The organism is Microbulbifer sp. CNSA002 (assembly GCF_047324085.1).
Taxonomy (GTDB): Bacteria; Pseudomonadota; Gammaproteobacteria; order Pseudomonadales; family Cellvibrionaceae; genus Microbulbifer.
Window position 1 is genome coordinate 3,230,353 of the sequence record NZ_CP172449.1, and the last position, 26,890, is coordinate 3,257,242.

The window sequence follows — 26,890 nt, forward strand, 5'->3', positions numbered from 1 at the left end:
GTACCTTTTCAAGCTGACTTTACGGATTTCTGCCTTACCTCTGAAGGGGGGTACCCATACATCGATTTATAAAGCTGGGTAAAATAAGATTGACTTGAGAATCCGCTCTCCAGAGCTATATCGACTAAACGCTTATTGGTAGTCTTCAACTGAATATCAGCATGTTGTAACCTACGTTCGTTAATCCAAGCCTTTGGTGACTCAGCTTTAAAGACTTGGCCAAACTTATTCTTGAATGATGTGAGACTCATCCCAATCTGTTTAGCATAATTTGCTACAGACCAGTGCTGAGTAGCATTTTCCTCCATAAATCGACGGAAACGTTCGTTCACCGGATTAACCTGCCGAAGCAACTCGTCAGCTAAGCGGCAACCACAAGCTCCCTGCAGCTTCAAGAGAAGTAGTTCTTCCAGCTTTAAATAATTCAAACTCTCATCATTTAACTTGCTAAATGCACTCAGTGAATCCAAAGTAAAGCGTGTCAAGTCACACTCTGGAAAAACAAAAGGCCCGCTTTTGGGAAGCGTTGTCACGCTGGATGCAAGAGCGTTCTTTGCTTTAATCAGTACGCGAGTGTGTCGCTCATAAAATCGTGTCAGCATGACCGGGCTGATACTCGCACAGATGATTACTAGGTCTTCTCCCTCAGACAAATTATCAACTGTAACATGGCTCATTTCACCCGATAGCCAGATCTCCCCCGAAGCCATAGGGAATTCGCAAGCATCACTATTGATATCAGCAACACCTGAAATCACCATTGTCAGATTAAAATCTGAAGAAAACCCAATTGAAACATTTCCATTTGGTGAAACAAGTATCTTTTGAAACCGAAACAAGTCACCTAAATACTGACTTTCAAATAAGACATTTTGCCTTATGTGAGTGTCCAAATCCTTTTGGCGAGGGGCAATCATGGAATTCACCAATAAATTTACTTCTTCTGTATCTTTACGCTTCACCTGACTCAGCTGAAGCCAAGCTCCAATCACGACACTTTTGTTTCCACTGTGCTCAGGGAGCACTCATCAAGAGATCCGTGCACGGGGTGCGTGGTCACCAAGGGGGAGACAAAGCCGCTTTCGAGTTCAGCCATTAAAACCCACAATCGTTGAATTGAGCGTTTGAAGAATCATTTGAAAGGCGGATACAGCGAAACTATTTGCAGGACTAAAGTGCCAACCTCTTTAGGAAGGGCAACTTTATTAGCCAGGATAAGGGGAAGGTCTCATAAATTAACCTATAAACAGGAACATACAATCCTGCACTACTTAGCGGGCCCTTCCAAAATTCAATTATTCTTCATGCGCGACAAAGCAAGTAGACACCCCAATGCACCCTTTACATTTATTTACACTACCTTAAACGGAACAAGAGGAGTCTCTGAGAGTGAGGGATTGTGAGGTTTAAGCATCGCCTATTCTATTAGAAATAGTGTCACCATATGAAAATTACTGACTTAAAAACCCTAAGTATTCACTAGCAGCCCGGTGGTAATGAGAGACCTCAGGTATTTGGCAAAAGATATCTAAAACAGGCCCCATAACCATCTACTGGCTTTGTAAATTATGGAAAACCCAAACAATTTGCCTGATTAAGCCCCTCACTCTGGTGTAATCACCCAAAAACCGCTAGGTAATCACAAAGATACTGCCGGGTAATGCAGCTGTTAACTTAACTATCTTTAAACTTAATAAACATTTGATTTGTACCAGGTATGATTTTTTTCTAAAATGTGAGAAGATAGCTTTTAACAATATCCCTCGGCTCGTCATGACGGACTCTGTACCAAATAGGTGCCATGGAACCAAGTGGAATATTTATTGATAAATTGAGAGAAGTTTTATATATAAACTATGCAAGCGGATAAGGTCATACCCATACTTAACTTCTATTTTTCAATTATAGATTAGTATTTATTAAGATCTTTTCTGTTAACTCTTTAATTTGCCAGTATTAGTAATCAGCAAAACACCCTAAACCAATAAACTCTTAAGCCTTTGAGATTTATGTCAACTAGTTACTCTAAAGAATTAAATCGGCTTGCCCAACTTATGTGGGAGCAAGAAGCGGAGTTGGAGCTTAAGCCCCAGGAAGAGAAAGAAGCAGCCCCTGAAAAGTCCTCAGTCAACAACGCTCCTAATGACGTTTTTTGGGGCAAATGGAAAGGGCGATATATCGTGGTAATGCGCTATATATCTGGTAGAACAACCTCCAATGTTAAGCTCCCCAATATATATGCCGATGAGGCCGATGCCCGCTCTGCCGCCCTCGATATCATTCGAAAATTTCCAGAAGCATCTATTCGCTATCTTTCAGCTAAAGAACTGGCTGTTTACCTATAGCCAACCCTTAAGAGCTTTAGTTGTTGGTTTTTGAGCAGGGTGGCTGCACTGCAGAACCGCCCCCTCATATTATTTTTATAGGTCACACTATCGGCGATTAATGCTTTGATATAAATTGACGAACTTCCTCCACAAATACATTGGAGGCAGGCTCACGCCCCAGGAGTAAGTGACCGTCGCTATTGAGACCAACAAATCGAGCGCCAGGTATAGCAGAAGCAATTTCACAGCCCGTCTGAACAGGAATACGCTGGTCCCCTAGTGAATGGATCACCAAAGTGGGCACATTAATCTCTTTGAGCTTGTCCCGCACATCAATACTGCCAAAAACCGATAGGAAGCGGACAGCATTTTCCGGCGAAGTAGTCAGCCGCTGAAACTCATTAAACCACTCTAATTCGCTGGCATTCGCGCTTGGCATAAATGTCGTGGAAAAAATCTGCCGATAAGCAGGATTATCCTGTCCCCAGCCCGTCGCTGTCAGGGTCATTACTGCTTCGCGCTCTTTTATCGTGGCCTCACTGGCACCTATTCGCCAACCTGCGTGATAACCCCCAAACAAAATCAGCTGCCTAACACGCTCTGGATGCCTTACTGCATATTCAATAGATACTGCCGCTCCTTGCGATATACCTAGCAAAGTAAAGTTATCAACTTCACAGGCATCGACGACTGTCTCAAGGTCTGTAACAAACGACTCAAAAGAGATATTTTCAACTTCCCAATCCGACAGGCCATTCCCACGCTCATCGTAACGAATAAACTGGTGGTCGACAGAAAGCTCCCGAAACAATGGACTCCATATGGGAGAGTCCCAGTCATGCTCTAAATGACTCAACCAGTTTGCGGCTTTAACTATTGGAAGCCCCTCTCCCATCTTGGCATAGGCAATACGCACACCATCGCTGGCCGTACAAAACTCAACCTTCTGTTGAGTTAGCAGTTTACGCCCCGTAGCCAAATCATCACCGGACTCCTGAACTACCGACTCACCAAGCCTGCAGGGCGACCATGTAATGCCTGCTTTGCGGAATCTTTCAGCAAGCCTTGTCCGTTCAAACTCCACTTCACTACTCAATCCCAATGAGCTCAACAAATGCAGTAACTGCGTTGCAGCGTTTGGGTTATAGGGCTCCAATGCCACCCAGCTGCGGGCCCAAGTTAACTGGTCCGGTATAGGAACACCCGGGTGAGAGGACAAGCGGGACAGCGCCCTCCCTTGCAATTGAACAATCTCTTGACGTTCAGACAGCAACCACCGTTGAAATAGTTCTTGATCGGGCAGATCGATCCCATCCAGGAAAGGCTCCTGCAGCTGTCGATGGATATCTTCCAGCTCTGCTGCCAAAACGCCGGGGGAATCAAGCTTAAGTGCTATTTCGGCAACATCAATACAAATGCCTTCCGTATCCAAGCTGACACGCTCTCTATCAGCAATGAGGCGCTCTATTTCTGGGTCGTTGACAATGGATCGAATTTTACTCAAAGACCAGCGCAGGGAGGCACGCGGATCATCGGGCAGCTCCCAGAATATCTCACATAAGCGATCCCTCCTGTGAGGTCTCGCAGCCAACAGTAAGAAAGCCAAAAGTGCTCGAGTTTTTCTTGAGGGTGGTAGATTAACTGGGCTGCCATCACGGGAGACAAGAAGGTCGCCCAGCATTTGGATTGAGATTCCCATTGATAAGTTATTAACCCCTGAAATGTAAGGTACTAGCAGTTCTCAGAGAAAGGCGCCGGTGATTTTCTCAAGGATAATTGTTAGCTGCAAACACCGCTCGCGAAAGATGTGAAACCCTCTGCCAAAACCCCTTATTCCGAGTCGCTTGGCAATGACAGTATAAACGCCGCTGTGAGGCTTATCCCTACCCCCAAAAGCGTACTCCGCTAGGTTTCTTTGAGGGCCTAGACTGAAATTGAAAGATTGGTCTAATCCGATAGCCTCTTCAAGAGATACTGAGAACGCCAAAAATAGACCCAAGAAAAGGGCTGAATACCCCTGAGCCAGGCGAACATATCATCGGAAATTATAAAAAGTAGAAAAAAGTATTGAGAGGCCAAGTGAACATATTGAAAGTGAGTTAAAAACCTATTTTTACAAACTCAAAAACTATGTCAGCGCGAGACTTATAATTCAGGAGAATAGCCGGAGTTTTGACTCACAAAGGCCTTTCAAAGTTTAGGCTAAGACACGTACGAAAAACGGAAGATCAAAATAAAAACTGAATAAGCCTAAAGTAGAAGGGAGAGCGGCTCCTCTAGGTTTACAACCCGTAGACACCCTACCCAACTATCCAAAGTGCTCTTCAAATGCGCAAGCGCTAACTCACAAGCCCTAATTTATCTGTCGCTATGCACAAAGATATCAAACCCCAAAGCCCTTGAAGTTCTATATAATCTCGAATCACTATGATAGTGCTCATACCACTTTCTAAATTGTGAATATTTAAGAAATTTAAACTCACCCTTATTAGGATCAAAAAAATAACTTACTTTATCAGCAGATGGCTCAACACGAAATGCCATCGCATGTCCCCAACCAGTACCAGCTGTCCTTAAGACGCAGTGGATAGTATTGGACTGCTGCTTGAAGCAGTCTTTAGATTCAAGAACATCGAAAGATGCGGCGAACTGATCTTTCAACGAAGGACTTTTTTTCTTCTGTGCAATACCGCTACCCGCCTGCCCAATATTGCGAAACCCCTGAGATTCCAAATATTGTTTAGTCTCCTTAATCATCTCAAAAGATGTGCTAGGCCTACCCTCAGTTCCATTTGCAAACTTAAATCGATACATAGAGGCAAATCTCTGAGCGACCACGGCTATTTTTGTATCATCAATACTGCCACCGGTAGTTAACGCATCCTGAAGCCCCGACTGAAGGGCTTTACTGACCCAGCTAACTGACAGAGCCTCACAAATCCCACCCTTGGTATGTGGATGCTTTTTGGTGATTTTTGAATAGCTTCCCTGGCTGAATTTCCAGGTTAACTGCCCACCGTAATTGGACGCACTTGCATCACTATTCAGTAAACTTGGCATTTTTTATCCTCACATCACAACCGAATATTCGGCTTTATTTATATTATCCGGGCTTTATGCAAACAATGTGCAAATTTAGTGATTAATTATTATTAGAAAAAATATCACCCGAACATTTCCTTTAAAAAGCACGACAAAATTCAAAGAATGCACCTCAACCGATCAACTCATCACAAAAAAGTGACAAACAAAACACTGAGGTATCACCCACCTTTAAGGGAACCTTAAAATTAAAACGCAGCTTAGTAATGACTATATTAGTTTGAATGGTCGAAAATATAACGCTTTCAACATGCTATATTTTTACAGACTACAAGTCCACGACAAGCGATCAATGTCGCCATCAGGCAAAACAACCACAAAATAACTACTGTTATTTAAAATTCACTACAGGCATCAAGGTATTTCGGTTTACTTAAGGGGCCTCTGAATAGAGACTGGTTTTAAATATACTTATCAGTACAGCAATTTAACTAAACACCCAGTTAATTTTAAATCAACACATTGATTTAATTACCCTCGGTGAACAGGCACCAATCCGTACCTTTCGCTACACCGCATAACGTACTCAAAAGAGACATAAACAAACGATCAGAAGTAAGAATCAATGAACTTGGATCAAAAAGGCTAAAGAGCCACTACATCGTGGCTCTTTTTTGTCTCGGAGGGATATTGCTACTGTTGTGCTCCTTACCCGCCAGGGGAAGTTTTAACCTAGGGCGGAAGGAATAAATACTGGAAGCCCTCGAAACAACATCAGTTACACGAGAGAATCTTAAGTATCCTGGCGAACCACTAAACTGCCAAAACCAATCAATAGGCCACCACTAAAACGCTGAACCCATCTTTGCATATTCCCACCAATGGAAGCCACTTTCCACTTCGACAACATAGTCGCAAGTGCCAGAAACCACAGGAATATTATTGATGCATGAAGTGAGACCAATAGGAAAGCCTCATAGTAACTAGAGCTGCCAACTGAGATAAACTGCGGAAAGGCCGCGAGATAAAACATCGATACTTTGGGGTTAAGAATCTGAGTCAGGAAACCCTCTCCAAAATTTCGGAATGAGTTCCCAGGAGCTGCTGTAATTGGTAACAATTCATCCCCTGTATCCTTCACGGAAGATTTTGATAGTGTGGCTAATATCGTTTTCACTCCCAAATAAACCAGGTAGGCGGCCCCAAGATATTTGATGAATGTATAAATTTCAGCCGACTGCAATATAATCGCCGATAAACCCAAGATCGAAATGGCACCATGGGCAAATGTTGCTGAAACCAGCCCAAAAATATTCTCCACTCCCGGCCTCAGCCCCCTACTAGCTACTGTTTTAAGAATCAGGACGCTGTTCGGCCCTGGTGAAATAACCAACAAAAGAGAGATTGCAGCAAATGCGAGGATTTCACTCATAATAATAAACACCTTAAAGAAAGCCAGTGGATAAGGGGTACATCTAAGGGGTATATCTAAGGAGGTCGCCGAGCCAAGGGTTGGCTCGGACTAAGGTCAATACAGGTAAGTTGCCGTACCGGTAGCAATCAATTCATCCGTGTCGTTAATCAACTCCATTCTCGTTACAACCAGCTTGTTACCGGTGCGCAGAATTGAGCCATGGCAGAGAAAGTGTTCTCCCCTGCCCGGCTTTAGGTAGTCTACACGCATGTCGACCGTACCCAGCTTTAATAGGCGATCCACTTTTTCTTTCCAGTGCACATCTCCCAGATGCTGGTAGGCGGCGACCATTGCGGTCAAACCACCAACCGTATCCAGGGCGGTGGCAATTACGCCACCGTGCAGGATGTTCTTCCACACATTGCCTATCAACTGTGGGTTCAGTTCAAAGCCTGCGGAAAGTGTGAGCGCCTCCAGGTCCAGGTCGCGCATCTCAAGTCCAATTTGTTGATTAAAAGGAATCTGCTCAAAAAATTCCTTTACCAACGCCTGAAACTCACTGGGTGAGGGTTCTGTCATAGGCGGGCAACCCGGTTGAGCCCATCCAGTGCAGCACTGCGATATGCCTCTGCCATGGTGGGGTAGTTAAAGGTGGTATTAACGAAATAATCGATTGAATTATTCGGTGCTGGTTGTTTCATAATGGCCTGGCCAATATGCACAATCTCAGCAGCCTCTGCTCCAAAGCAGTGAATGCCCAGGATTTCGTGAGTCTCGATATGGAACAAAATCTTGAGCATGCCTACGCGCTCACCAGAAATCTGCGCCCGCGCAGTGTGCTTGAACAGTGCGCGGCCCACTTCGTAGGGTACTTTGGCTGCGGTGAGCTCTGATTCGGTTTTACCCACAGAGGAAATCTCTGGAAGGGTATAAATCCCGGTAGGCGCATCTTCAATTACTCGATGGCCACGGCCCGCAATCGCTGCTGCAACCGCACGCCCCTGGTCATAAGAGGCACTGGCAAGGCTGGGCCAGCCAATCACATCACCGACCGCAAAAATATTTTCAATTTCGGTACAGTAGTGATCGTCAACGCTCAATTGTCCGCGATGGTTCGCTTCCAGACCGACATTCTCCAGGCCGAGGGAGCTGGTGTTACCAGTACGGCCGTTACACCAGAGCAGTGCATCCGCATGGATACGTTTGCCGGACTGCATCTCCATAATTACGCCCTGCTCATTGGGCAGTACCCGCGCATACTCCTCCTGGTGGCGAACAGTCACGCCCATATCGCGCAGGTGATAGCTCAGCGCATCAGAAATCTCATCATCGAGAAATTCCAGCAGGCTGTTACGGGTATTAATCAAATCCACCTTAACGCCAAGGCCAGCGAAGATAGACGCGTATTCACAGCCGATAACACCAGCACCATAGATCATAATGGAGTGAGGGGTGTGCTGCATATCCAGGATCATATCGCTGTCGTAGACCCGCTCGTGATCAAAGTCTACATCGGCGGGACGATAAGGGCGTGAGCCAGTAGCAATAATAAATTTCTTCGCTGTAATAGTTTCCGCCGCACCATCGGGCATAAGCACCTCGACAGTATGTTCATCGCGGAACTTGGCTTCGCCGACGATCAGCTCAACCCGGTTGCGGGCATAAAAAGAAGTGTGCATTTCCACCTGATAGGAAATAACTTTATTCACCGTCTGCATTACCTGGGGGAAAGTAAGGCGGCGGGGTTCACCCAATGCGCGAAAAACGCTCTGGGTGTTATAACGCATCAACTGTTTGACAGAGTGGCGCAGCGCCTTGGAGGGAATGGTACCTTTGTGAGTACAATTACCACCAACCACTTGGCGCTTTTCAATAACCGCAACGCGCATGCCCTTTTTTGCTGCGCTCATTGCGGCGGCCTCTCCAGCCGGGCCAGAACCAATTACTACCAGGTCAAACTTTTGCTCAGCCATTAAATGCTCTAATTCTATTTTCCAAACGGAGTACACAGCGTTTTAGCGCTATTTACTCTTAATTTACGATTATCGACACCACTTGTGCCAATGACATAAAACAACAAGCCCGTTGATCACGGGCTTGTTGGAGAGGGAAAGCTTACTTGCGTTTAGATGCGTCGTAAGCGAGATCTTCGGCAGTCATCTGCTGCTGTCTTTGCCTCTCCTGTTCCTTTTCACACTCATCGTCATCGCCACCACAGACTGTGCAATCCTGCTTCATGCCGATATTGTTGAGCCCGCCACAAGTTCCCTTTAACGGTTTGTTCTGAACCATGGCCCCGATCGCCATACCGGCAACAACGAGCAACATGGCCACAAAGGCAAATATGAAAATTGTCACTTCTCAGACCTCTCTACATAAGGTTTAAAGCCAGAGCTAGAACGCTCTTCGAAACCTGAATCAGTTTTCACCACCATAAAGACGGCTAGATTATCTCTTTCTGCCAGCGCCATGCCGGCATCAGCACCGAGGACATTGATCGCGGTAGCCAGACCATCGGCTTCAGCACAGGTGTCGGCAATAACGGTTACCGATGCCAATTTGTGCTTGATGGACCGCCCGGAGCGTGGGTCAATGCTATGGGAGTAACGAACACCATCCCTTTCGTAGTAGTTGCGATAGTCTCCACTCGTAGCTACTGCCTTCCCACTCACCGCAATTGGCTCCTGCACCATCTGCCCTGCCACGCTGGGTACTTCAATGCCAATTACCCAGGTCTTACCCTTTGGATTCACACCCTTAGTTCGCAGTTCACCGCCAATTTCGACCAAGTAGTTTCGAATACCCAGGTCTTCCAATAGCTCGGCAACCCGATCAACGCCATGGCCCTTGGCAATCGCTGAAAGATCCACCTCAACGGGGCGGCTCTTGATAACAGTGTCTGGCTTACGGGTCAGGGTTAACGCATCGGAACCGACGACGGTCAGCAGATCGGCAATGTCTTTATCTGAGGGGATATGCTCCGGTTCCGGTTGGGGACCAAAGCCCCACAAATTGACCAGCGGGCCGACCGTCACCTCAAAAGCGCCCTCACTGCGGCGATAAATATCCAGGGACATTTCCAGCACATCTGCCAAGTGTTGGCTAACCGGGATCGCCTGCCCTACCGGGCTTTGGTTAAAGCGCATTAACTCAGAGTCGTCGATATAGGTCGACATCTCCTGGTTGACTTGCTGCAACTCATCGTCAATCAACTGCTGCAACTCACCCTGTTCCAGACCAGGGGGCACCTGAACGACGGTGATGTGATAGCTGGTTCCCATGGTGCGGCCAGCCAACTGCCAGGACTCCGGCGAAGGAGCACAAGCCGATAAAATTACAGCCGCCCAAAGCAAAAACAGGGCCGTAAAGACGGGCCCTGTTTTTGAGTTTGTCGGGCCTGTGATTGCTTTTAGCAAGCTAAGCCCTCCAATTATCCGCCGAAGTCATCCAGCAGGATATTTTCATCTTCTACACCCAAGTCCTTGAGCATATTGATGACTGCCGCGTTCATCATGGGCGGCCCACACATGTAGTACTCACAATCTTCCGGAGCCGGGTGGTCCTTCAGGTAGTTTTCATATACCACGTTGTGGATGAATCCGGTGTAACCGGTCCAATTGTCTTCCGGCTGAGGATCGGACAGAGCCACATGCCACTGGAAGTTATCGAACTCGGAAGCCAGACCGTTGTAGTCATCTTCGTAGAACATCTCGCGCAGGGAGCGCGCGCCGTACCAGAAGCTGATCTTACGGGTGGAGTTCAGGCGCTTGAGCTGATCAAAGATGTGTGAACGCATTGGCGCCATACCGGCACCACCACCGATAAATACCATCTCGTTGTCAGTTTCCTTGGCGAAGAACTCACCAAAGGGACCGTACACCTTAATCTTGTCACCTGCCTTCAGGCTGAAAACGTAGGAAGACATCTGACCCGGCGGAATGCCCTCAGTGCGGGGCGGCGGAGTCGCGATACGGATGTTGAACTTAACAACACCTTTCTCTTCCGGGTAGTTAGCCATGGAGTAAGCGCGAACCACTGGCTCAGTCACTTTGGACTCCAGCTTGAAGAAGCCAAAGTGCTCCCAGTCGCCACGGTACTGCTCTTCGACATCGAAGTCGGCAAACTTGACATGGTGAGCCGGAGCTTCCAGCTGTACGTAACCGCCAGCGCGGAAGTCAACGTTTTCACCTTCGGGCAGACGCAGGGTCAGCTCTTTAATAAAGGTGGCCACGTTCGGATTGGATTCCACAGTGCACTCCCACTGCTTAACACCAAACACCTCTTCCGGCACTTCGATTTCCATGTCTTGCTTAACCGCAACCTGACAGGAAAGACGCTTGCCTTCTTTGGCATCGCGCGGGGTAAAGTGAGCCGCTTCAGTCGGCAGCATATCGCCACCACCGGAATTCACCTTACAGATACACTGCGCACAACTGCCGCCGCCGCCACAGGCGGAGGCCAGGAACAGGTTGTTGGCAGCCAGGGTTTGCAGCAGCTTGCCGCCGGCCGGTACGGTGAGAGTCTTCTCACCGTTAACCAGGATGTTGACGTTGCCGGTGTTTACCAGGCGCGAGCGGGCCGCAAGGATCACCGCTACCAGCGCCAATACGATGACGGTAAACATCGCTACGCCGAGGATAATTTCAATACTCATTCTATTGTTTTCCCCGCTTAGATATCGATGCCGCCGAAGGACATGAAGCCCAGGGACATCAGACCAACAGTTACGAAGGTGATACCCAGACCTTTCAGGCCATCCGGAACGTCACTGTATTTCAGCTTTTCGCGAATACCAGCCAGAGCGGTAATCGCCAGTGCCCAGCCAAGGCCAGCACCGAAGCCGTAGGCAACACTCTCGCCAAACGCGTACTCGCGCTCAACCATGAACAAGGAAGCACCCATGATGGCGCAGTTCACGGTAATCAGCGGCAGGAACACACCCAGCGCGTTGTAGAGAGCTGGTACATATTTATCCAGGAACATCTCCAGGATCTGTACCAGTGCCGCAATTACGCCGATGTAGGACAACAGGCCGAGGAAGCTCAGGTCCACGTCGGGGTAACCGGCCCAGGCCAGTGCACCGTCTTTCAGCAGGTAGGTGTAGATCAGGTTGTTCACTGGTACTGTCAGAGTCAGCACCACGATAACCGCAACACCCAGGCCAATAGCGGCCTCGATCTTCTTCGATACCGCCAGGAAGGTACACATACCGAGGAAGAAGGCCAGCGCCATGTTTTCAACGAAAACGGCGCGGATAATCAAAGAAATATAATGTTCCACGGATTAGGCCTCCTGCGCTTGGGAATTAGGCGCAATCTTGAACTCATCTTCTTCCACCTGTGCCGGTTTCCAGGCACGGATCGCCCAGATGAACAGACCGATCAGGAAGAATGCACTCGGCGGCAACAGCAGCAGGCCATTGGGGATATACCAACCGCCGTTGCTCACGGTAGTCAGGATATCTACACCGAACAGTTTGCCGGCGCCGAAGAGTTCACGAACCACCGCGAGACCGATCAGGATCACACTGTATCCCAGACCGTTACCAAGACCGTCGAAGAAGCTGGGCAGCGGCGGGTTCTTCATAGCGAAGGCTTCCGCACGGCCCATTACGATACAGTTGGTAATGATCAGACCAACGAATACAGACAGCTGCTTGGAGATGTCGTAAGCCAGGGCCTTGATCAGCTGGTCTACCAGGATTACCAAAGAGGCAATCACGGTCATCTGTACAATGATACGGATGCTGTTCGGGATCTGTTTGCGGATCAGGGATACCGCAACGTTGGAACAGGCCACAACCGAGGTCAGTGCGATACACATTACCAGGGTAACCTGCAGCGAGCTGGTAACAGCCAGTGCAGAACAGATACCCAGGATCTGCAGCGCGATCGGGTTGTTGTTAAAAATCGGCTCTAGCAGAGTATCTTTGATTTTCATGCTTATGCCTCCCCTGCTTTCAGGTTTTTCAGGAAGGGACCATAACCCTGGTTACCCAACCAGAAGTTCACCAGGTTGCTAACGCCCTTACTGGTCAGAGTTGCACCAGACAGGCCATCTACTTCGTGAATCGCGTCTGGGCTGTTGGGGTTAACCTGACCCTTGATCACTGCGATATCCACGTCGCCCTGGTTGTTGAAGACTTTCTTACCAATCCACTGGGCTTTCCAGTTGGGGTTGTCAACTTCACCACCCAGTCCCGGAGTTTCCTTGTGCTCGTAGAAGCCGAGGCCCGCTACGGTGTCGAGGTTGCTCTCCAGAGCGAGGAAGCCGTACAGGGTGCCCCACAGGCCATAACCGCGAATCGGCAGAATGATCTTGTCCAGCTTGCCGTCTTTCTCTACCAGGTATACCTCTTTGGTATTTTCCCGGCGGATAATTTTGGCAGTGTCCTCGTCAGCCGGCAGTTTTTCACTATCAGACGGGATCTTGGCAGCAGCGCGACCGCTGCCACCAGCCGGAGCCTGATCGGTAAACTTACCGGTATTCAGGTCGACGTATTTGATTTTTACGTCGGCGAAGGCCTTTTCGACTTCCGCTTTATCAGCGTGAGAGTCTTTCAACAGGCCGCCAGCCATCAGTACGTTGCGCTTCATGTCCAGCTCGGCATTCGCCTGCTGGGCAGGCTTCAGCATTACCGCAGCGGTGGATACCACTACGGAGCACACCAGGCACATTACCAGCGCGACAATCAGAGTACCGGTTACGGAATCTTTATTAGCCACGTGCCAACCTCCGTTTGATATTGGACTGCACCACAAAGTGGTCAAACAGCGGAGCGAACAAGTTGGCGAACAGAATCGCCAGCATCATGCCTTCCGGGAAGGCCGGGTTCACCACACGAATCAGGACAACCATCACCCCGATCAGGATGCCGTACCACCAGCGACCGGTGTTGGTCATTGCAGCGGATACAGGGTCCGTAGTCATAAAGATCAGACCGAAGGCAAAACCGCCCACTACCAGGTGCCAGTACCAGGGAACCTGGAACATCGGGTTGGTCTCGGAACCAATCATGTTAAACATGAAAGAGGTGGCCATCATGCCCAGCAGAGTGCCGGCTACGATGCGCCAGCTGGCAATCTTCATGCCCATCAGGATTACGCCGGCAATCAGGATAGCCAGGGTAGAAGTTTCACCAATGGAACCATGGATCTGACCGAAGAAAGCGTCGAACCAGGTTACCTGGCCAACAGCAGCATTGACGATACCGTTCTGGATACCTTCGCTGGCCATAACAGACAGCGCAGTAGCACCGGTATAACCGTCAACCGCAGTCCAAACCGCATCTCCAGACATTGCTGCCGGATAGGCAAAGAATACGAAGGCACGGCCGGTAAGAGCCGGGTTGAGGAAGTTCTTGCCGGTACCACCGAATACTTCCTTACCGATAACTACACCGAAGCTGATGCCCATAGCCACCATCCACAGAGGCAGATCCGGCGGACAGGTCAATGCGAACAGGATGGAGGTTACAAAGAAGCCTTCGTTGACTTCGTGACCGCGCACCGCAGCAAACAGGACTTCCCAGATACCGCCCACAATAAAAGTGACCGCATAAATAGGCAGGAAGTACATGGCCCCGTAGACAAAGTTGTCCCACAGGCTAGCTGGGTTGTAGGAAGTCAGAGCGCCGATAATGGCGTGACGCCAGCCGGACAGATCCGGGTTGGTCATACCTTCCAGAATGGTGTTGGACTGGAAACCGATATTCCACATACCGTAGAACGCCGGGATCATGGCACAAGCCCAAACGGTGATCATAATACGCTTCAGGTCGATACCGTCGCGCACGTGAGCAGTGGTTTTGGTCTTGTCTGCCGGCTGGAACAGACCGGTGTCAATCGCTTCAAACAGGGCGTAGAACTTTTCGAACTTACCGCCTTTGTGAAACTTGGGTTCGATCGAATCGAGGAATTTACGCAACATACTTACCCCTCCTTCTCAATACGGGTCAGGTTGTCCCGCAAAATGGGGCCGTACTCGTACTTGCCCGGACACACAAAGGTGCACAACGCCAGATCTTCTTCGTCCAGCTCCAGTGCGCCCAGCTTCTGAGCCATTGCAGTATCGCCAACGATCAGGGAGCGCAGCAACTGAGTGGGCAGTACATCCAGCGGCATGACTTTCTCATAACTACCGACCGGTACCATGGCACGCTCAGAACCGTTGGTGCTGGTGGTGAAGTTAAACAGCTTGTTCTTCACCAGGCGCGACAGATAAATCGGGAATACAGAGAAACGCTTATTACCAGCACGCAGATAGTGCAGGAACGGACGCTCATCGCCCTCTTCCAGTACAGAGATCTGGTTGTGGTAGCGACCCAGGTAAGCCATCGGGCCAGCAGCGGTGCGGCCACCGAATACAGAGCCGGAGATGATGCGATCGTTATCGCCTTTCAGCTCATCAGAAGTCAGGGTTTCCAGACTGGCACCGAGGCGGGTGCGCAGCAGACGCGGCTGTTTGACCTGAGGGCCTGCCAGGGAAACGACACGATCGGTAAACAGCTTACCGGTGGTAAACAGTTTGCCTACAGCGATCACATCCTGGTAATTAATGGTAAATACACTGCGGTTGCCAGAAACTGGCTTCAGGTAGTGGATGTGGGTACCGGACAGACCTGCCGGATGGGGGCCGGCAAAGGTTTCGCGGCGAATATTCGCTGCGCTCGGTACTGGAATATCCGCATCTGGAGCAGTACAGACGTAAGTGGTTTCTGCCAGCTTGGAAAGAATCTCGACGCCCTGAGAGAAGGCTTTGGGATTCTCAGCAATCACTACTTCTGGATTGGCTGCCAGAGGGTTGGTGTCCATCGCATTGATAAACACAGCTACCGGCTCAGCGTCCAGGGCGGGAACGCGGCTGAACGGGCGGGTGCGCAGTGCGGTCCACATGCCGGACTCAACCAGGTTTTCAACGACCTGTTCGCGAGTCAGACCAGACAGTTTATCTGCGCTGTAGCTTTGGAACTGTTCCGCTGCATCGCCGTCTATGCCAATCACGACGGATTGCAGAACACGACGAGCGCCACGGTTAATCGCAACAACACGACCGGCAGCAGGCGCTGTGTAGCGCACGCCTTCAGTTTTTTTGTCGCTAAACAACAGCTGACCAAGATTGACGCGATCCCCTACAGCCACTGCCATTGTCGGCTTCATCCCGTGATAATCGGGGCCGAGAACAGCAACGGTCTTGATCGCAGGTCCTTTTTGAATGACCTGCTCGGGCGCGCCGGATATGGGTAAGTCCAATCCCCGACGGATCTTTCTCATACGCCTATGCCTAAGTTTCTAGTTTAAAAAAATTGCAATAGGACCCACCGTCCCATGCCTGGGATGACGGGTCCTATTGTGGAATTCCGTGCTGCGAGGGCTTATGCCGTATCACCCGTGAACCGGGAGGAAGGAAGCTAACTAAAAAGGATGTGCGCGCTAACTTCTCGGCGCACGGCCGCCCCGCAAAATCGCGCGCATTATAAAGATGGGCCAGAGTCATTACCAGTCTGGAAAGTCTTTAAGTGGCACTAAGATTGGAAATTTCTGTTGAAAAAACAGGGATTTGGGGAGATATGGTGCGGCGACTGGAACAGTCGCCGAAACCCCGCAGTCGGATCTGGGTACCGACTGCGGAGAGGTGGCGTGACGCCTTAGTCCTCTTGCGGGAACAACTTGTAGCGAACACCAGCCATATCTTCCAGGCAGCGAACTACCTGACAGCTATAACCGAACTCGTTGTCGTACCAGCAGTAGAGCACAGCGTTCTTGCCATCCACGATAGTCGCAGTGGAATCGAATACGCAGGCAACGCGGGAGCCAACAAAATCGCTGGACACCACTTCCGGGGAGTTGGTGAAATCGATCTGCTGACGCAGCGGCGAGTGCAGTGCCACATCGCGCATATATTCGTTCAGCTCTTCCTTGGTGGTCTCTTTACCCAGGTTCAGGTTAAGGATCGCCATGGAAACATTAGGAGTCGGAACGCGAATTGCGTTGCCGGTGAGCTTACCTTTCAGCTCGGGCAGCGCTTTGGCAACCGCCTTGGCAGCACCAGTTTCAGTCAGAACCATATTCAGCGCTGCTGCGCGACCGCGACGCTCACCTTTGTGGTAATTGTCGATCAGGTTCTGGTCGTTGGTGTAAGCGTGTACGGTTTCTACGTGGCCGTGCTCAACGCCGTAGCCATCCATCATCGCTTTCAGGACAGGCACGATGGCGTTAGTGGTACAGGAAGCGGCGGACAGTACCTTGTCTTCCGGCTTGATGTCGCTGCTGTTGATACCGTAAACGATATTCTTGATATCGCCCTTGCCCGGTGCAGTCAGCAGCACCTTGGAAGCGCCTGGGCTCTGCAGGTGCTGGCTCAGACCTTCTTCATCACGCCATACACCGGTGCTGTCAACGATAATCGCATCGTCGATACCGTGCTGGGTGTAATCCACTTCCTGAGGGGAGTTGGCGTAGATGATCTTGATTTCGTTACCGTTACAGATCAGGGAGTTGGTCTCCTCGTCCACACGGATAGTGCCCTGGAAGGCGCCATGTACGGAGTCGCGACGCAGCAGAGAAGCGCGCTTCACCAAATCGTTGGGGGCCTTGCCCTTGCGCAATACGATAGCGCGCAGACGCAGAACATCACCACTACCAGCCTTGTCGATCAGCAGGCGGGCAACCAGACGGCCGATACGACCAAAACCGTAGATCACAACATCTTTGGATTCGGGCAGAGGCTTGCCGGCACCCGCTGCGTCGGACAGCTCTTCACGTACAAACTCGTCCACAGACAAGCCGCGATCGTCGCGCATGTACTTGTTGGTCATGGTTCCCAGGTCGATATGTACGGGACCCAGCTCCATCTTGCAGATGGCTTCCAATACAGGGAAGGTTTCAAACTCGGAGAGTTCATTTTCCTCAACCTGACGCACGAAACGGTGCGCTTTCATAATGCTCAGCACTGAGCGATTAACCAGGTTGCGGCCGTACATATAAATACCGACGTTGCTCTCACGGTTGAGCTTTCCAATCATCGGAATCATGGATTCAGCCAGTGCTTCACGCTGTTTCCAGTCCTTGAAAAAGTCCGCGGGCTTCGGTCGCTTCTGAGTCACTATCGGACACCTCTGCAATGTATTTAGTAGGCAAGAAATACGGCCTTGAAACCACTCAGGACCGCATGGCTGCGCATTATAGTGTTCGCTTTACACTGCGCAACTGAGCAAAAAAGAGCCAAAAAAATGTAGTAAAACTACCTTTTTGTAGTCCACCCGAGCGACATTGCGCAATCCATAAAAAAGCGTAGTTGTTCCCGACTGGAAACACAGGCAGGGTTAACATTCCCTGCAAGTAAAACTGTTCGCGGCTACAATAGCCGACCTCGAAGACATCTCGAATGAATGCGCGGATATATAAGGAAAGATGACAGAAATACAGCCCCTGACCCCACCGAAGTTTCGCTCCTCCAGTGACCGACAATTTTGGGGACAACTGCATGGCGCAGCTGCCGCGCTCGCCATCCTCAACGCGGCACGCAATAACAAAGCGCCCACCCTGTTAATCACAAAGGACAGTCTCGAAGCGCACCGTTTAGAGGTGCAATTGAAATTTTTTAACAAAGCGCGGCGAGATAAGGGGGAAAACGGGGAGCTGGAAATTTTCCATTTTCCCGATTGGGAAATTCTCCCCTACGACACATTCTCTCCCCACCAGGACATCATCTCGGATCGCCTCGCCACCCTCTACCAGCTGCCGAAAATGGGGGGCGGGATCGTCATAATCCCAGTTAGCACCCTGATGCACCGGCTACCACCCTGCAATTATATTGCCGGCAATGCGCTGATATTGGAGGAGGGGCAGCAGTTTGATATCGATATCCAGCGGAGACTGCTGGAGCAGGCCGGCTACCACTGCGTAGACACCGTCTACGAACACGGTGAATTCGCTGTGCGCGGCTCACTGATGGATATTTTTCCAATGGGCAGCCCCCTGCCCTACCGCATCGATCTGTTCGACGATGAAATTGAATCCCTGCGCACCTTTGACCCGGAAACCCAACGCACCATCGACAAGGTGAAAACCATTCACCTTTTACCTGCGCGGGAATTCCCTTTGCACAAGGCTGCCCTATCAGGATTCCTGCAAAATTGGCACGGTGAATTCGATAGCGACCCCAGCCAAGTGCCAATTTACCAGGATATCAGTGCAGGAATTGCCCCGGCGGGCATTGAGTACTACCTGCCCCTGTTCTTCGATGGGAACTGCTCAAGCCTGTTCGACTATCTGCCCGAGGGCAGCCAGGCATTTTTACAGGGAGATATCCAACAGCCGCTGGACAATTTCTGGCGCGAAGTCAGCAATCGCTATGAAAGTCGTCGTGGCGACCTGACCCGTCCCATATTGCCACCGCGCCAGATTTTACTGGAAATTGATGAGCTTAACGGTGCCCTGAAGTCCATGCCCCGGGCAATCTTCTCTGCGGAGAGTCTTCCGGAAGCCCAGGGCAACTGTAGTTTTGACACTTCCGTCCCCCCCTCACTGCCAGTAGATGGCAAGTCCGAACAACCCCTGGCTGCACTGGAAAGCTACCTGATGGAATACTCCGGTCGGGTGCTATTTTGTGCTGAAAGTAGCGGGCGTCGCGAAGCGCTGCTGGAGCTATTAAAGGGCATACGGCTCAGCCCTCCCAGCTTCCAAAGTTGGCAGGACTTCCTCGCAGCAAAGGACACTATCGGCATTACCGTAGCCCCCATCGATCAAGGGCTGCTGCTTAAGGACCCGCAAATCAACTTGATCGCGGAACCGCAGTTATTTGGTGAGCGGGTACTGCAGCAACGCCGCCGTAAAAAAGCCAAAGATGAAGCGGACAACGCGGTTAAAAACCTGGCTGAACTGCGCATGGGCACTCCCGTCGTTCACATTGATCACGGCGTAGGTCGTTATCGCGGCCTACAGCACCTGGAGATCGACGGGCAACCGGCAGAATTCCTGACCCTTGAATATGCCGACGATGCCAAGCTCTACGTACCGGTAGCCAGCCTGCACTTGATCAGCCGCTACTCCGGTGCCGATGAAGCCCTGGCCCCACTGCACAGAATGGGCAGTGAACAGTGGCAAAAAGCCAAACGCAAAGCCGCCGAGAAAGTCCGCGATGCAGCTGCAGAGCTGCTGGATATCTACGCCCGCCGCGAAGCCCGTATTGGCCATGCCTTCGATAACCCTCAATTGGCCTACCGAGAATTTTCCGCAGGTTTCCCCTTCGAGGAAACTCCAGATCAACAACAAGCCATCGAGGCAGTTCTGGGGGATATGCTCTCAGATAAGCCGATGGACCGACTGGTTTGCGGTGACGTGGGATTCGGCAAGACAGAAGTGGCCATGCGAGCTGCATTTGTCTCGGCCCACGCAGGTATGCAAGTGGCCATGCTGGTTCCCACCACCCTGTTGGCCCAGCAACACTATCAATCCTTCCAGGATCGCTTTGCCGATTGGCCGATCAATATCGAGGTGATCTCCCGCTTCCGGTCCGGCAAGGAAGTGGACAGCGTGAAAGAGAAGGTTGCCAGTGGCAAGGTGGACATCCTGGTTGGCACCCACAAGCTGTTGCAAAGCGATCTGGACTTTAAAAATCTCGGCCTGCTGATTATCGACGAAGAGCACCGCTTTGGCGTCCGGCAGAAGGAGCGTCTGAAGAGCCTGCGCTCCGAGGTGGATATCCTCAACCTTACCGCCACCCCTATTCCCCGCACCCTGAATATGGCCATGGCCGGTATTCGCGATCTATCGGTGATCGCCACCCCACCAGCACGACGTCTCTCCGTGAAAACCTTCGTGCGCGAGCGCGATGATGCCCTGGTAAAAGAGGCTATCCTGCGGGAGATATTGCGCGGCGGTCAGGTGTATTTCCTGCACAACGAAGTCAAAAGCATTGAGCGAATCGCGCGGGAGCTACAGGAGATGATTCCCGAGGCCCGTATCGGCATAGGCCACGGCCAGATGCGCGAACGGGAGCTGGAACAGGTAATGAGTGACTTCTATCACAAGCGCTTTAATGTCCTGGTCTGTACCACCATTATCGAAACCGGTATCGACGTCCCCACAGCCAACACGATACTGATCGAGCGCGCAGACAAGTTCGGCCTGGCCCAGCTTCACCAGTTGCGCGGTCGCGTGGGACGCTCGCACCACCAGGCCTACGCCTACCTACTGACTCCCAACAAACGCTCCATGACCAATGACGCCGTGAAGCGCCTGGAAGCGATTAGCGAGGCCCAGGATTTAGGTGCAGGCTTTACCCTGGCTACCCACGACCTGGAAATTCGCGGTGCAGGCGAACTGCTAGGTGAGGAACAAAGCGGGCAGATTCAGAGTGTCGGTTTCAACTTGTATATGGAGATGCTCGACAAGGCAGTGAAGGCCATTCGCGAGGGCCGCACACCGAATATTGACGAACCCCTCGAATCCCCTGCGGTGGACGTCAATCTGCGGGTTGCTGCGCTGATTCCCGAGGACTACCTGCCCGATGTCCACGGCCGACTGATCATGTACAAACGCATTGCCAATGCCACTGACGGGCAGCAACTGAAAGAACTTCAGGTAGAGATGATCGACCGTTTCGGGCTACTGCCGGAATCGGTAAAACACTTGTTCCGCACCACGGAGATCAAGTTAAAGGCCGAGAATATGGGCATCCGCAAACTTGAGGCCTCTGCGGCAAGAGGGCGTATCGAATTTGCGGAGAATACCCGTGTAGATCCGCTCACTTTGGTTAAGATGGTGCAAACCCAGCCGGGACGCTACCAGCTGGCCGGCGCAAACCAACTGAATTTCAGTCTCGATGAGGAGGGTACTGATCGCAAGCTCCAGGAAATTAACGAAGTTCTGGAAAAGCTTGCACAGTGATACCATCCGGCAGGCAGCAGCGGGAGCTGGCGGCAAAACTAATGAGTCTCCTACTCCCGCTTAAACGGCCTGTCGGCAATGACACCCTCTGCACCCAAATAGAATTGTTTAAGTGGTAAACCCATGAAAAGGATAATTAGCCTCTGCTCAACCCTGGCGCTCACGCTGGCAGCAACCAGTGCCCAGGCCGTCAACTACGCTGGCAATACTTTCGAAATAGAAATGATCGTATTCGAGCGCCCCCAGGGGATGGAAAGAACCGCAGAGACCTGGCCGACGGCACCCCGTCTTCAGTATCCATCAAAGTGGATCGACTTTGACACCCTGCGCACCCCAACTCAGCCAACAGAGGATGAGGTGTTATCGCTTGAAGACATCATCTCGAGCCCAGATACGAGCGGCCCAGCCGATATTGAATCATCGGAACTTGAGGGCGACGCATCTACTAGTTTGCAGAACTCTGAGCAAGCACCAAGAAACTTGCTGCTAAGACCAGTACCCAGGCTGCTGGACAACAAAGCCGCCGCAATTTCCAGGGCTGGTGACAGGGTCCTGTTTCACAAGGCCTGGCGCCAGGTTTTAAAAACCAAGAGAAACTCCCCGGCCATTCTGATTGATGGCGGCAGCCAGCTCAGCGGCCACAGCCAGCTTGAGGGATCTATCACCCTGAGTGTCGCTCGCTATTTACATATCAGTACTAATTTGTGGCTCAGCGATTTTTATACGCAACCCGGGGAACACAGCATTCTTCTTCCTCAGCGCCCACAAAATAAAATCGAAAAGCCACTACAAATCCTAACCGGCAATTACAGTGATATTGAAAATTCATATTCACAAAATAACGGGTTTGATATCGAAAATAGTCAGGGCGCAATTAACACAACTGAGCCACTCACACTGGGCGAGCCGGAATTTATAAAAGAAGAGCCATTATATGTAGCCCATGCTGCAAGACTGCAACACGAGAGACGTTTGCGTAGCGGACAACTTCATTATATCGACCACCCTGCATTTGGCATTCTTATTGAAGTGCGCACTGTAGCCAAACCCAAAGAAGACTCGCAGAATATGAATATACTTAATTCCGACCAAGAAAAAGATAACCGCACAGAAAGTTAATTTATTTAAATAATCGACTTTCGCCAATCGCCCCTGCAAATCTTGCAGGGGCGATTATTTTAAATATACCTTTAAAACTCTTCACCTCAAACGAATTAATTTCACCATCACTGCAAGCACACCCCACCCAGCCGATATTTAATCAATTTATCTTTAATCAAAATACTGCCAGCAAACAAGCAAATACCGCCACCCCACAACAACATAAAATTGCAATCAGTGGGCCAATATTCCGGAAGTATTAAAATAATAATTAGCACAGCGGTATTGAGCACAATAAACTCACTCATATACACACAATTACATTGGGGACTTTAGGTGGGGTGGGATATGACCAAATCTACAAAGAGGGACACAAATGCAACTTAAAGAAGAAAAGCCTATATCCACTGCAAAGTAGCAAACAAAAAAGCGGATCATAAAGATCCGCTTTTCAGAGGCGCTGACAGGGCCGGCGTCAATCGAGCCGCAGGACCCTACACGACAACAGTTCTTTCAACGAGTGATCTATAAATCACTCACAGGGAACAACATCTTCCGCCAGCAGTCCTTTGTCACCTTGTTGCATTTCGAACTCTACCGCCTGCCCCTCATTAAGGGTTTTGTAGCCCTCGCCGCGAATGCTGCGATAGTGAACGAAAATATCTTCAGTTCCTTCTCCACAGGTGATGAAGCCATAACCCCGTGCGTTATTAAACCACTTCACTGTACCTGTAACGCGATCACTCATTGAGAAAACCTCATTATTGTTATTGCGCCTACCTCTTTTACCTCACTGCTCAATTCGGCAAGAGGGGCAAACGCCACCCCATTGTTAACAAACTGCTCCATGCAGAATGCTATCTTGCTTAATCCGATGAGCATATACTCAAAGGACGTACCCTGATTCTTAGATAAAACAGCGCCAGTGTCTAGTTTTCTATGTGAAATAAATACTACGTTTTTCCCAATATGCGTAATTAACCGTCAAAATCTTCAATAGTGCTCAATTAGAAACTAATCATTTGTACCTTATTGCACTCCCATTCCTCAACTGTCTAACGCGGCCTCTCGCGTTAATGAAGGTATATCGGCAATATGTAATGTTGAGGTTGGGAATGCACAGGATGCCCCATATCCCTCAATTATTTTAAGAATCGTTAATAGAACATCCTGTTTTACTTCATGATAACGAACCCAATCGGTAGTGCGGGTAAACGTATATATAAAGAAATCCAAAGAGGAGGAAGCAAAACTATTAAAATTAACAATAAGCGTACGATTAGAATCAATTTCCGGATGTTCCTGTAACATATTTTTAACATCCGCCACGATGGCCGCCATATGGTGGGCATCTTCATAACGAATACCAATCGTTTCAAAAATCCTACGATTTAACATACGGGAAGGATTTTCTACCGCAATCTGGGTGAAGATACCATTGGGAACATAGACGGGTCGCATATCAAAAGTGCGGATTCTGGTCAGGCGCCAACCGATATCTTCCACGGTCCCCTCAATCTCCTTATCGGGGGAGCGAATCCAGTCGCCCACCGCAAAGGGCCGATCCAGATAGATCATCAGGCCACCGAAAAAGTTTGCCAGCAGGTCCTTGGCCGCAAAACCGACAGCCAGTCCGCCAATACCACCAAATGCCAAAACACCGCTGACGCTGTAACCCAGGAACTGCATGACCACAATTCCCGCCGTGATCACGATTGAGGCCCTGACCAGTTTGCCGATCGCACGTACCGTAGTGGCATCCATCGGCTTGCCCATATAGCGCGGATCGCACAGGTTATGTTCCACGCTGTGTGAGAATCGCCAGGCAAACCAAGCCATCACCAGGATCAAGCCTATTTCCCGCGTCGGTGCAGCCAGGGAGAATATCTCGGCACCAGTGGCGTCCCCCGCTCGCTGGGCAGCGACAGTCAAGCCCAACAGCCATACCAATACCTGCCCGGGAGGGGAGAGCGCCCCAACCAAGGCATCATCCCAGGGGTTAACCGTCTTTTCCGCCTTAATGGCCATGCGCTGCACAAACCGGCCAAATAACCAGGCCAACACCCCAGACGCAAGTACTATGAGGAAAACAGAAACTATCCAGACCCGGTTCTCACCAAGCCAGGACAACAGCACGCTCTCAACGGACTCCACTCGAACCCCTCCGCTTTAACCAACAATCAGTAATATCCGTACAACGCCTTCTCAATAGACGACGGATCTCAACAACTTATTTCAGCGCATTATGGAAGCTAACCACTCCCTGGTTCTGTGCCACCGCGCACTCTTCTCAAGCTCCTCCCAGGAGCCGATCACCGGCCTGCCACCCATAGCCGACAACCGATGAGTGGACTCCGGTTTGGGCACAAAGGTATCCAGTGCCGCCAGCGCCTCAAAAGCGCCGACACGATTGTTGCATACGATACCCATATCACAACCGGCTTCCAGGGCTGCGCGAATCCTATCGCCATAGCCTCCGGCCGCACCCGCCCCTTCCATAGACAGATCATCACTAAAAATCACTCCATTGAATCCCAGCTGTCGCCGCAATACATCCTGCAGCCAATAGCGGGAGAATCCCACCGGCTGGCTATCAATGTTGATGAAGCGGATATGGGCCGGCATCACCGCGGTAAGTTCCTGGGTTCCAATACAATCGATAAACGGAAGTGCATCGGTTGCCATGACCTGATCCAACGAGCGCTTATCCTCTGGCAACTCCACATGACTGTCTTCCAGCACGTGGCCATGCCCCGGAAAATGCTTGCCTGTCGTGGCCATTCCCGCTTCGCGCATCCCTTGGATAAAGGGGCGAGCCAGTGCGGTTAACTGGGCGGGGTCGGGGCAAAAACTCCGATCGCCGATCACCCTGCTGTGACTGTCATCCGCATCCAAAACCGGCGCAAAGCTAAAATCCACTCCTACAGCCAGCAACTCTGCGGCCAGCAGCCACCCCACATCCTGCAACTGCTCGTTACTGGCGACAGCACTGAGGGCCTGCATTGAGGGTATTCGCGTAAAGTCATCGCGAAACCGCTGAACCCTACCACCCTCCTGATCTACCGCTAGCAGGATCTCTGGTCGCACCGCACGGATGGAGTTAACCAATTGGATAAGCTGCTTGCGATCCCGATAGTTTCTCGCAAAAAAGATCAGCCCGCCCACCATCGGATGCCGAAGTAACTCACAGTCTTCCTCGGTGAGTTCAAGCCCCTCGATATCCACCATGACCGGTCCGGGTGGTAAAGACATATTAAGTTCCTTATCGATTTAAGAGTGCGCCCACTAATTATCTACCTTCAACATGGCCGAAGCAGCGGGTACCAATCGCTCAAGAGTCTGGGTCAGGGTACTGTCAGAACCGAAATCCTCCCGCAGGATAGCCTCAATCGCATCGTGGCTCGACAGTGTGAAAATGGTCGCTCCCAGCATAAAGTAGAGGCGCCAATAGAAAGTTTCTGGGTCCAAGCCCGGTAACGCTTCAGCCAGCAATCCTGCAAAACGACGGTAAGTATCCCCGTATCGAGATACGATAAATCGACGCAAATGCCCCTGGAACTGGGTATAGGCCAATCCTAAAAGACGCATAAATCGCTGTGGATCCTTTCCCTCCAGCCCAAGGCTTCCCAACCCAACTCGATACAGGCATTCGATCAGCTCCTCCACCCCCAGGGGCTGCCCCAGGGCAATACGGCGATCAAGCTCTTCTTCCAGAGCGTTAGTGAAAGGCGTTAAAAAGCGTTCAAATACCGCCTGTATCAATTCTTTCTTGGAGCCGAAATGGTAGTTAACTGCCGCCAGATTAACCCCGGCCGTGCTGGTAATTGTTCTCAATGAGGTTTCAGGAAAACCCCGTTCGGCAAACAGCACTTCCGCTGCATCGAGTATCCGGCTGACCGTATCTATCTGGCTCATAAGTATCAAACCACCATTTAAAACATACGTTTAATCGACGCCAGAGTAGCATATTCTCACTGATCTAGAGCCCGCCAGCTAAGCTCTCCACTCAGCAAGGTACAAGAGTAAAAATAACAGGGAAATGTATGTCAGGCGGTAAGATCAATACTGCAGGAGTTGATCTCCCGCCAACTTGTGCAAGTACGCCACCCCACCAG

At 50.4% G+C, this 26,890-nt stretch carries 22 protein-coding genes; 3 read left to right on the plus strand and 19 right to left on the minus strand.

Annotated features, from left to right (window positions below; genetic code table 11):
• Window positions 1-8: 8 nt before the first annotated feature.
• Window positions 9-962 (minus strand): helix-turn-helix transcriptional regulator, encoded by a 954-nt coding sequence (locus ACG1BZ_RS14370; RefSeq protein ID WP_413662423.1) that lies wholly within the window; start codon window positions 960-962, stop codon window positions 9-11.
• 1,047 nt (window positions 963-2,009) lie between these two features.
• On the opposite strand from ACG1BZ_RS14370, the gene ACG1BZ_RS14375 reads away from it, so the two are divergent.
• Window positions 2,010-2,345, plus strand: a complete 336-nt coding sequence (locus ACG1BZ_RS14375; protein ID WP_413662424.1) for a hypothetical protein — start codon at window positions 2,010-2,012, stop codon at window positions 2,343-2,345.
• 97 nt (window positions 2,346-2,442) lie between these two features.
• Here ACG1BZ_RS14375 and ACG1BZ_RS14380 read toward each other — a convergent pair whose 3' ends face one another.
• The 14 genes from ACG1BZ_RS14380 to ACG1BZ_RS14445 all read right to left on the minus strand — a co-directional run bounded on the left by ACG1BZ_RS14380 (window position 2,443) and on the right by ACG1BZ_RS14445 (window position 17,815).
• Window positions 2,443-4,026: an alpha/beta fold hydrolase gene (locus ACG1BZ_RS14380; RefSeq protein WP_413662425.1), complete on the minus strand. Its 1,584-nt coding sequence runs from the start codon at window positions 4,024-4,026 to the stop codon at window positions 2,443-2,445.
• Window positions 4,027-4,685: 659 nt separating this feature from the next.
• Entirely contained in the window at window positions 4,686-5,387 is a 702-nt protein-coding gene (locus ACG1BZ_RS14385) for a YopT-type cysteine protease domain-containing protein (protein ID WP_413662426.1), read from the minus strand.
• Window positions 5,388-6,162: 775 nt separating this feature from the next.
• Window positions 6,163-6,801, minus strand: coding sequence for a LysE family translocator (locus ACG1BZ_RS14390; RefSeq protein ID WP_413662427.1), 639 nt, complete (start codon window positions 6,799-6,801; stop codon window positions 6,163-6,165).
• A 96-nt stretch (window positions 6,802-6,897) separates the two neighbouring features.
• Window positions 6,898-7,362 (minus strand): thioesterase family protein, encoded by a 465-nt coding sequence (locus ACG1BZ_RS14395; protein WP_282932335.1) that lies wholly within the window; start codon window positions 7,360-7,362, stop codon window positions 6,898-6,900.
• A complete protein-coding gene (gene sthA, locus ACG1BZ_RS14400) occupies window positions 7,359-8,756 on the minus strand; it encodes a Si-specific NAD(P)(+) transhydrogenase (RefSeq protein ID WP_108733649.1) in 1,398 nt (465 codons plus the stop codon). The genes ACG1BZ_RS14395 and sthA overlap by 4 nt, the downstream gene beginning before the upstream one ends.
• A 142-nt stretch (window positions 8,757-8,898) precedes the next feature.
• A complete protein-coding gene (nqrM, locus tag ACG1BZ_RS14405) occupies window positions 8,899-9,141 on the minus strand; it encodes a (Na+)-NQR maturation NqrM (protein WP_282932334.1) in 243 nt (80 codons plus the stop codon).
• Complete coding sequence (locus ACG1BZ_RS14410) at window positions 9,138-10,199, minus strand: FAD:protein FMN transferase (protein WP_413662428.1); 1,062 nt, start codon at window positions 10,197-10,199, stop codon at window positions 9,138-9,140. Before ACG1BZ_RS14410 ends, nqrM begins: the two co-directional genes overlap by 4 nt.
• A gap of 14 nt (window positions 10,200-10,213) precedes the next feature.
• Window positions 10,214-11,437, minus strand: coding sequence for an NADH:ubiquinone reductase (Na(+)-transporting) subunit F (nqrF, locus tag ACG1BZ_RS14415; RefSeq protein WP_108733652.1), 1,224 nt, complete (start codon window positions 11,435-11,437; stop codon window positions 10,214-10,216).
• 17 nt (window positions 11,438-11,454) lie between these two features.
• Complete coding sequence (nqrE, locus tag ACG1BZ_RS14420) at window positions 11,455-12,015, minus strand: NADH:ubiquinone reductase (Na(+)-transporting) subunit E (protein ID WP_370452159.1); 561 nt, start codon at window positions 12,013-12,015, stop codon at window positions 11,455-11,457.
• Between the two features lie 51 nt (window positions 12,016-12,066).
• Window positions 12,067-12,723, minus strand: a complete 657-nt coding sequence (locus ACG1BZ_RS14425) for an NADH:ubiquinone reductase (Na(+)-transporting) subunit D (protein ID WP_282932331.1) — start codon at window positions 12,721-12,723, stop codon at window positions 12,067-12,069.
• Window positions 12,724-12,725: 2 nt separating this feature from the next.
• Window positions 12,726-13,508: a Na(+)-translocating NADH-quinone reductase subunit C gene (locus ACG1BZ_RS14430; protein WP_282932330.1), complete on the minus strand. Its 783-nt coding sequence runs from the start codon at window positions 13,506-13,508 to the stop codon at window positions 12,726-12,728.
• Entirely contained in the window at window positions 13,501-14,712 is a 1,212-nt protein-coding gene (locus ACG1BZ_RS14435; protein WP_108733655.1) for an NADH:ubiquinone reductase (Na(+)-transporting) subunit B, read from the minus strand. The genes ACG1BZ_RS14430 and ACG1BZ_RS14435 overlap by 8 nt, the downstream gene beginning before the upstream one ends.
• 2 nt (window positions 14,713-14,714) lie before the next feature.
• Entirely contained in the window at window positions 14,715-16,055 is a 1,341-nt protein-coding gene (locus ACG1BZ_RS14440; protein ID WP_413662429.1) for a Na(+)-translocating NADH-quinone reductase subunit A, read from the minus strand.
• 374 nt (window positions 16,056-16,429) lie between these two features.
• Window positions 16,430-17,815 (minus strand): glyceraldehyde-3-phosphate dehydrogenase, encoded by a 1,386-nt coding sequence (locus tag ACG1BZ_RS14445; protein WP_413665874.1) that lies wholly within the window; start codon window positions 17,813-17,815, stop codon window positions 16,430-16,432.
• A 379-nt stretch (window positions 17,816-18,194) separates the two neighbouring features.
• Here ACG1BZ_RS14445 and mfd point away from each other — a divergent pair, with 379 nt between their 5' ends.
• Both mfd and ACG1BZ_RS14455 read left to right on the plus strand, forming a co-directional pair.
• A complete protein-coding gene (gene mfd / locus ACG1BZ_RS14450; protein WP_413662430.1) occupies window positions 18,195-21,674 on the plus strand; it encodes a transcription-repair coupling factor in 3,480 nt (1,159 codons plus the stop codon).
• A gap of 123 nt (window positions 21,675-21,797) precedes the next feature.
• On the plus strand, window positions 21,798-22,793 hold the full coding sequence (locus ACG1BZ_RS14455) for a CsiV family protein (RefSeq protein ID WP_413662431.1): 996 nt from the start codon (window positions 21,798-21,800) through the stop codon (window positions 22,791-22,793).
• Window positions 22,794-23,307: 514 nt separating this feature from the next.
• Here ACG1BZ_RS14455 and ACG1BZ_RS14460 read toward each other — a convergent pair.
• The 4 genes from ACG1BZ_RS14460 to ACG1BZ_RS14475 all read right to left on the minus strand — a co-directional run bounded on the left by ACG1BZ_RS14460 (window position 23,308) and on the right by ACG1BZ_RS14475 (window position 26,690).
• Complete coding sequence (locus ACG1BZ_RS14460; RefSeq protein ID WP_020413094.1) at window positions 23,308-23,523, minus strand: cold-shock protein; 216 nt, start codon at window positions 23,521-23,523, stop codon at window positions 23,308-23,310.
• A 299-nt stretch (window positions 23,524-23,822) separates the two neighbouring features.
• The gene (locus tag ACG1BZ_RS14465) at window positions 23,823-24,929 is read right to left on the minus strand and encodes a mechanosensitive ion channel family protein (RefSeq protein WP_413662432.1); all 1,107 of its coding nucleotides are present in this window, start codon (window positions 24,927-24,929) and stop codon (window positions 23,823-23,825) included.
• 81 nt (window positions 24,930-25,010) lie between these two features.
• Window positions 25,011-26,027, minus strand: a complete 1,017-nt coding sequence (gene nagZ, locus ACG1BZ_RS14470) for a beta-N-acetylhexosaminidase (protein ID WP_413662433.1) — start codon at window positions 26,025-26,027, stop codon at window positions 25,011-25,013.
• A gap of 33 nt (window positions 26,028-26,060) precedes the next feature.
• Complete coding sequence (locus ACG1BZ_RS14475; RefSeq protein ID WP_282932323.1) at window positions 26,061-26,690, minus strand: TetR/AcrR family transcriptional regulator; 630 nt, start codon at window positions 26,688-26,690, stop codon at window positions 26,061-26,063.
• Window positions 26,691-26,890 lie beyond the last annotated feature (200 nt).

What these genes read in the sequence shown, in the direction of transcription:
- ACG1BZ_RS14375 (WP_413662424.1), top strand. Translation starts at nt 2,010, where the DNA reads ATGTCAACTAGTTACTCTAAAGAATTAAATCGGCTTGCCCAACTTATG.
- ACG1BZ_RS14380 (WP_413662425.1), bottom strand. Translation starts at nt 4,026, where the DNA reads ATGGGAATCTCAATCCAAATGCTGGGCGACCTTCTTGTCTCCCGTGAT.
- ACG1BZ_RS14385 (WP_413662426.1), bottom strand. Translation starts at nt 5,387, where the DNA reads ATGCCAAGTTTACTGAATAGTGATGCAAGTGCGTCCAATTACGGTGGG.
- ACG1BZ_RS14390 (WP_413662427.1), bottom strand. Translation starts at nt 6,801, where the DNA reads ATGAGTGAAATCCTCGCATTTGCTGCAATCTCTCTTTTGTTGGTTATT.
- ACG1BZ_RS14395 (WP_282932335.1), bottom strand. Translation starts at nt 7,362, where the DNA reads ATGACAGAACCCTCACCCAGTGAGTTTCAGGCGTTGGTAAAGGAATTT.
- sthA (WP_108733649.1), bottom strand. Translation starts at nt 8,756, where the DNA reads ATGGCTGAGCAAAAGTTTGACCTGGTAGTAATTGGTTCTGGCCCGGCT.
- nqrF (WP_108733652.1), bottom strand. Translation starts at nt 11,437, where the DNA reads ATGAGTATTGAAATTATCCTCGGCGTAGCGATGTTTACCGTCATCGTA.
- nqrE (WP_370452159.1), bottom strand. Translation starts at nt 12,015, where the DNA reads ATGGCGCTGGCCTTCTTCCTCGGTATGTGTACCTTCCTGGCGGTATCG.
- ACG1BZ_RS14425 (WP_282932331.1), bottom strand. Translation starts at nt 12,723, where the DNA reads ATGAAAATCAAAGATACTCTGCTAGAGCCGATTTTTAACAACAACCCG.
- ACG1BZ_RS14435 (WP_108733655.1), bottom strand. Translation starts at nt 14,712, where the DNA reads ATGTTGCGTAAATTCCTCGATTCGATCGAACCCAAGTTTCACAAAGGC.
- ACG1BZ_RS14440 (WP_413662429.1), bottom strand. Translation starts at nt 16,055, where the DNA reads ATGAGAAAGATCCGTCGGGGATTGGACTTACCCATATCCGGCGCGCCC.
- ACG1BZ_RS14445 (WP_413665874.1), bottom strand. Translation starts at nt 17,815, where the DNA reads ATGATTCCGATGATTGGAAAGCTCAACCGTGAGAGCAACGTCGGTATT.
- mfd (WP_413662430.1), top strand. Translation starts at nt 18,195, where the DNA reads ATGACAGAAATACAGCCCCTGACCCCACCGAAGTTTCGCTCCTCCAGT.
- ACG1BZ_RS14455 (WP_413662431.1), top strand. Translation starts at nt 21,798, where the DNA reads ATGAAAAGGATAATTAGCCTCTGCTCAACCCTGGCGCTCACGCTGGCA.
- ACG1BZ_RS14460 (WP_020413094.1), bottom strand. Translation starts at nt 23,523, where the DNA reads ATGAGTGATCGCGTTACAGGTACAGTGAAGTGGTTTAATAACGCACGG.
- nagZ (WP_413662433.1), bottom strand. Translation starts at nt 26,027, where the DNA reads ATGTCTTTACCACCCGGACCGGTCATGGTGGATATCGAGGGGCTTGAA.
- ACG1BZ_RS14475 (WP_282932323.1), bottom strand. Translation starts at nt 26,690, where the DNA reads ATGAGCCAGATAGATACGGTCAGCCGGATACTCGATGCAGCGGAAGTG.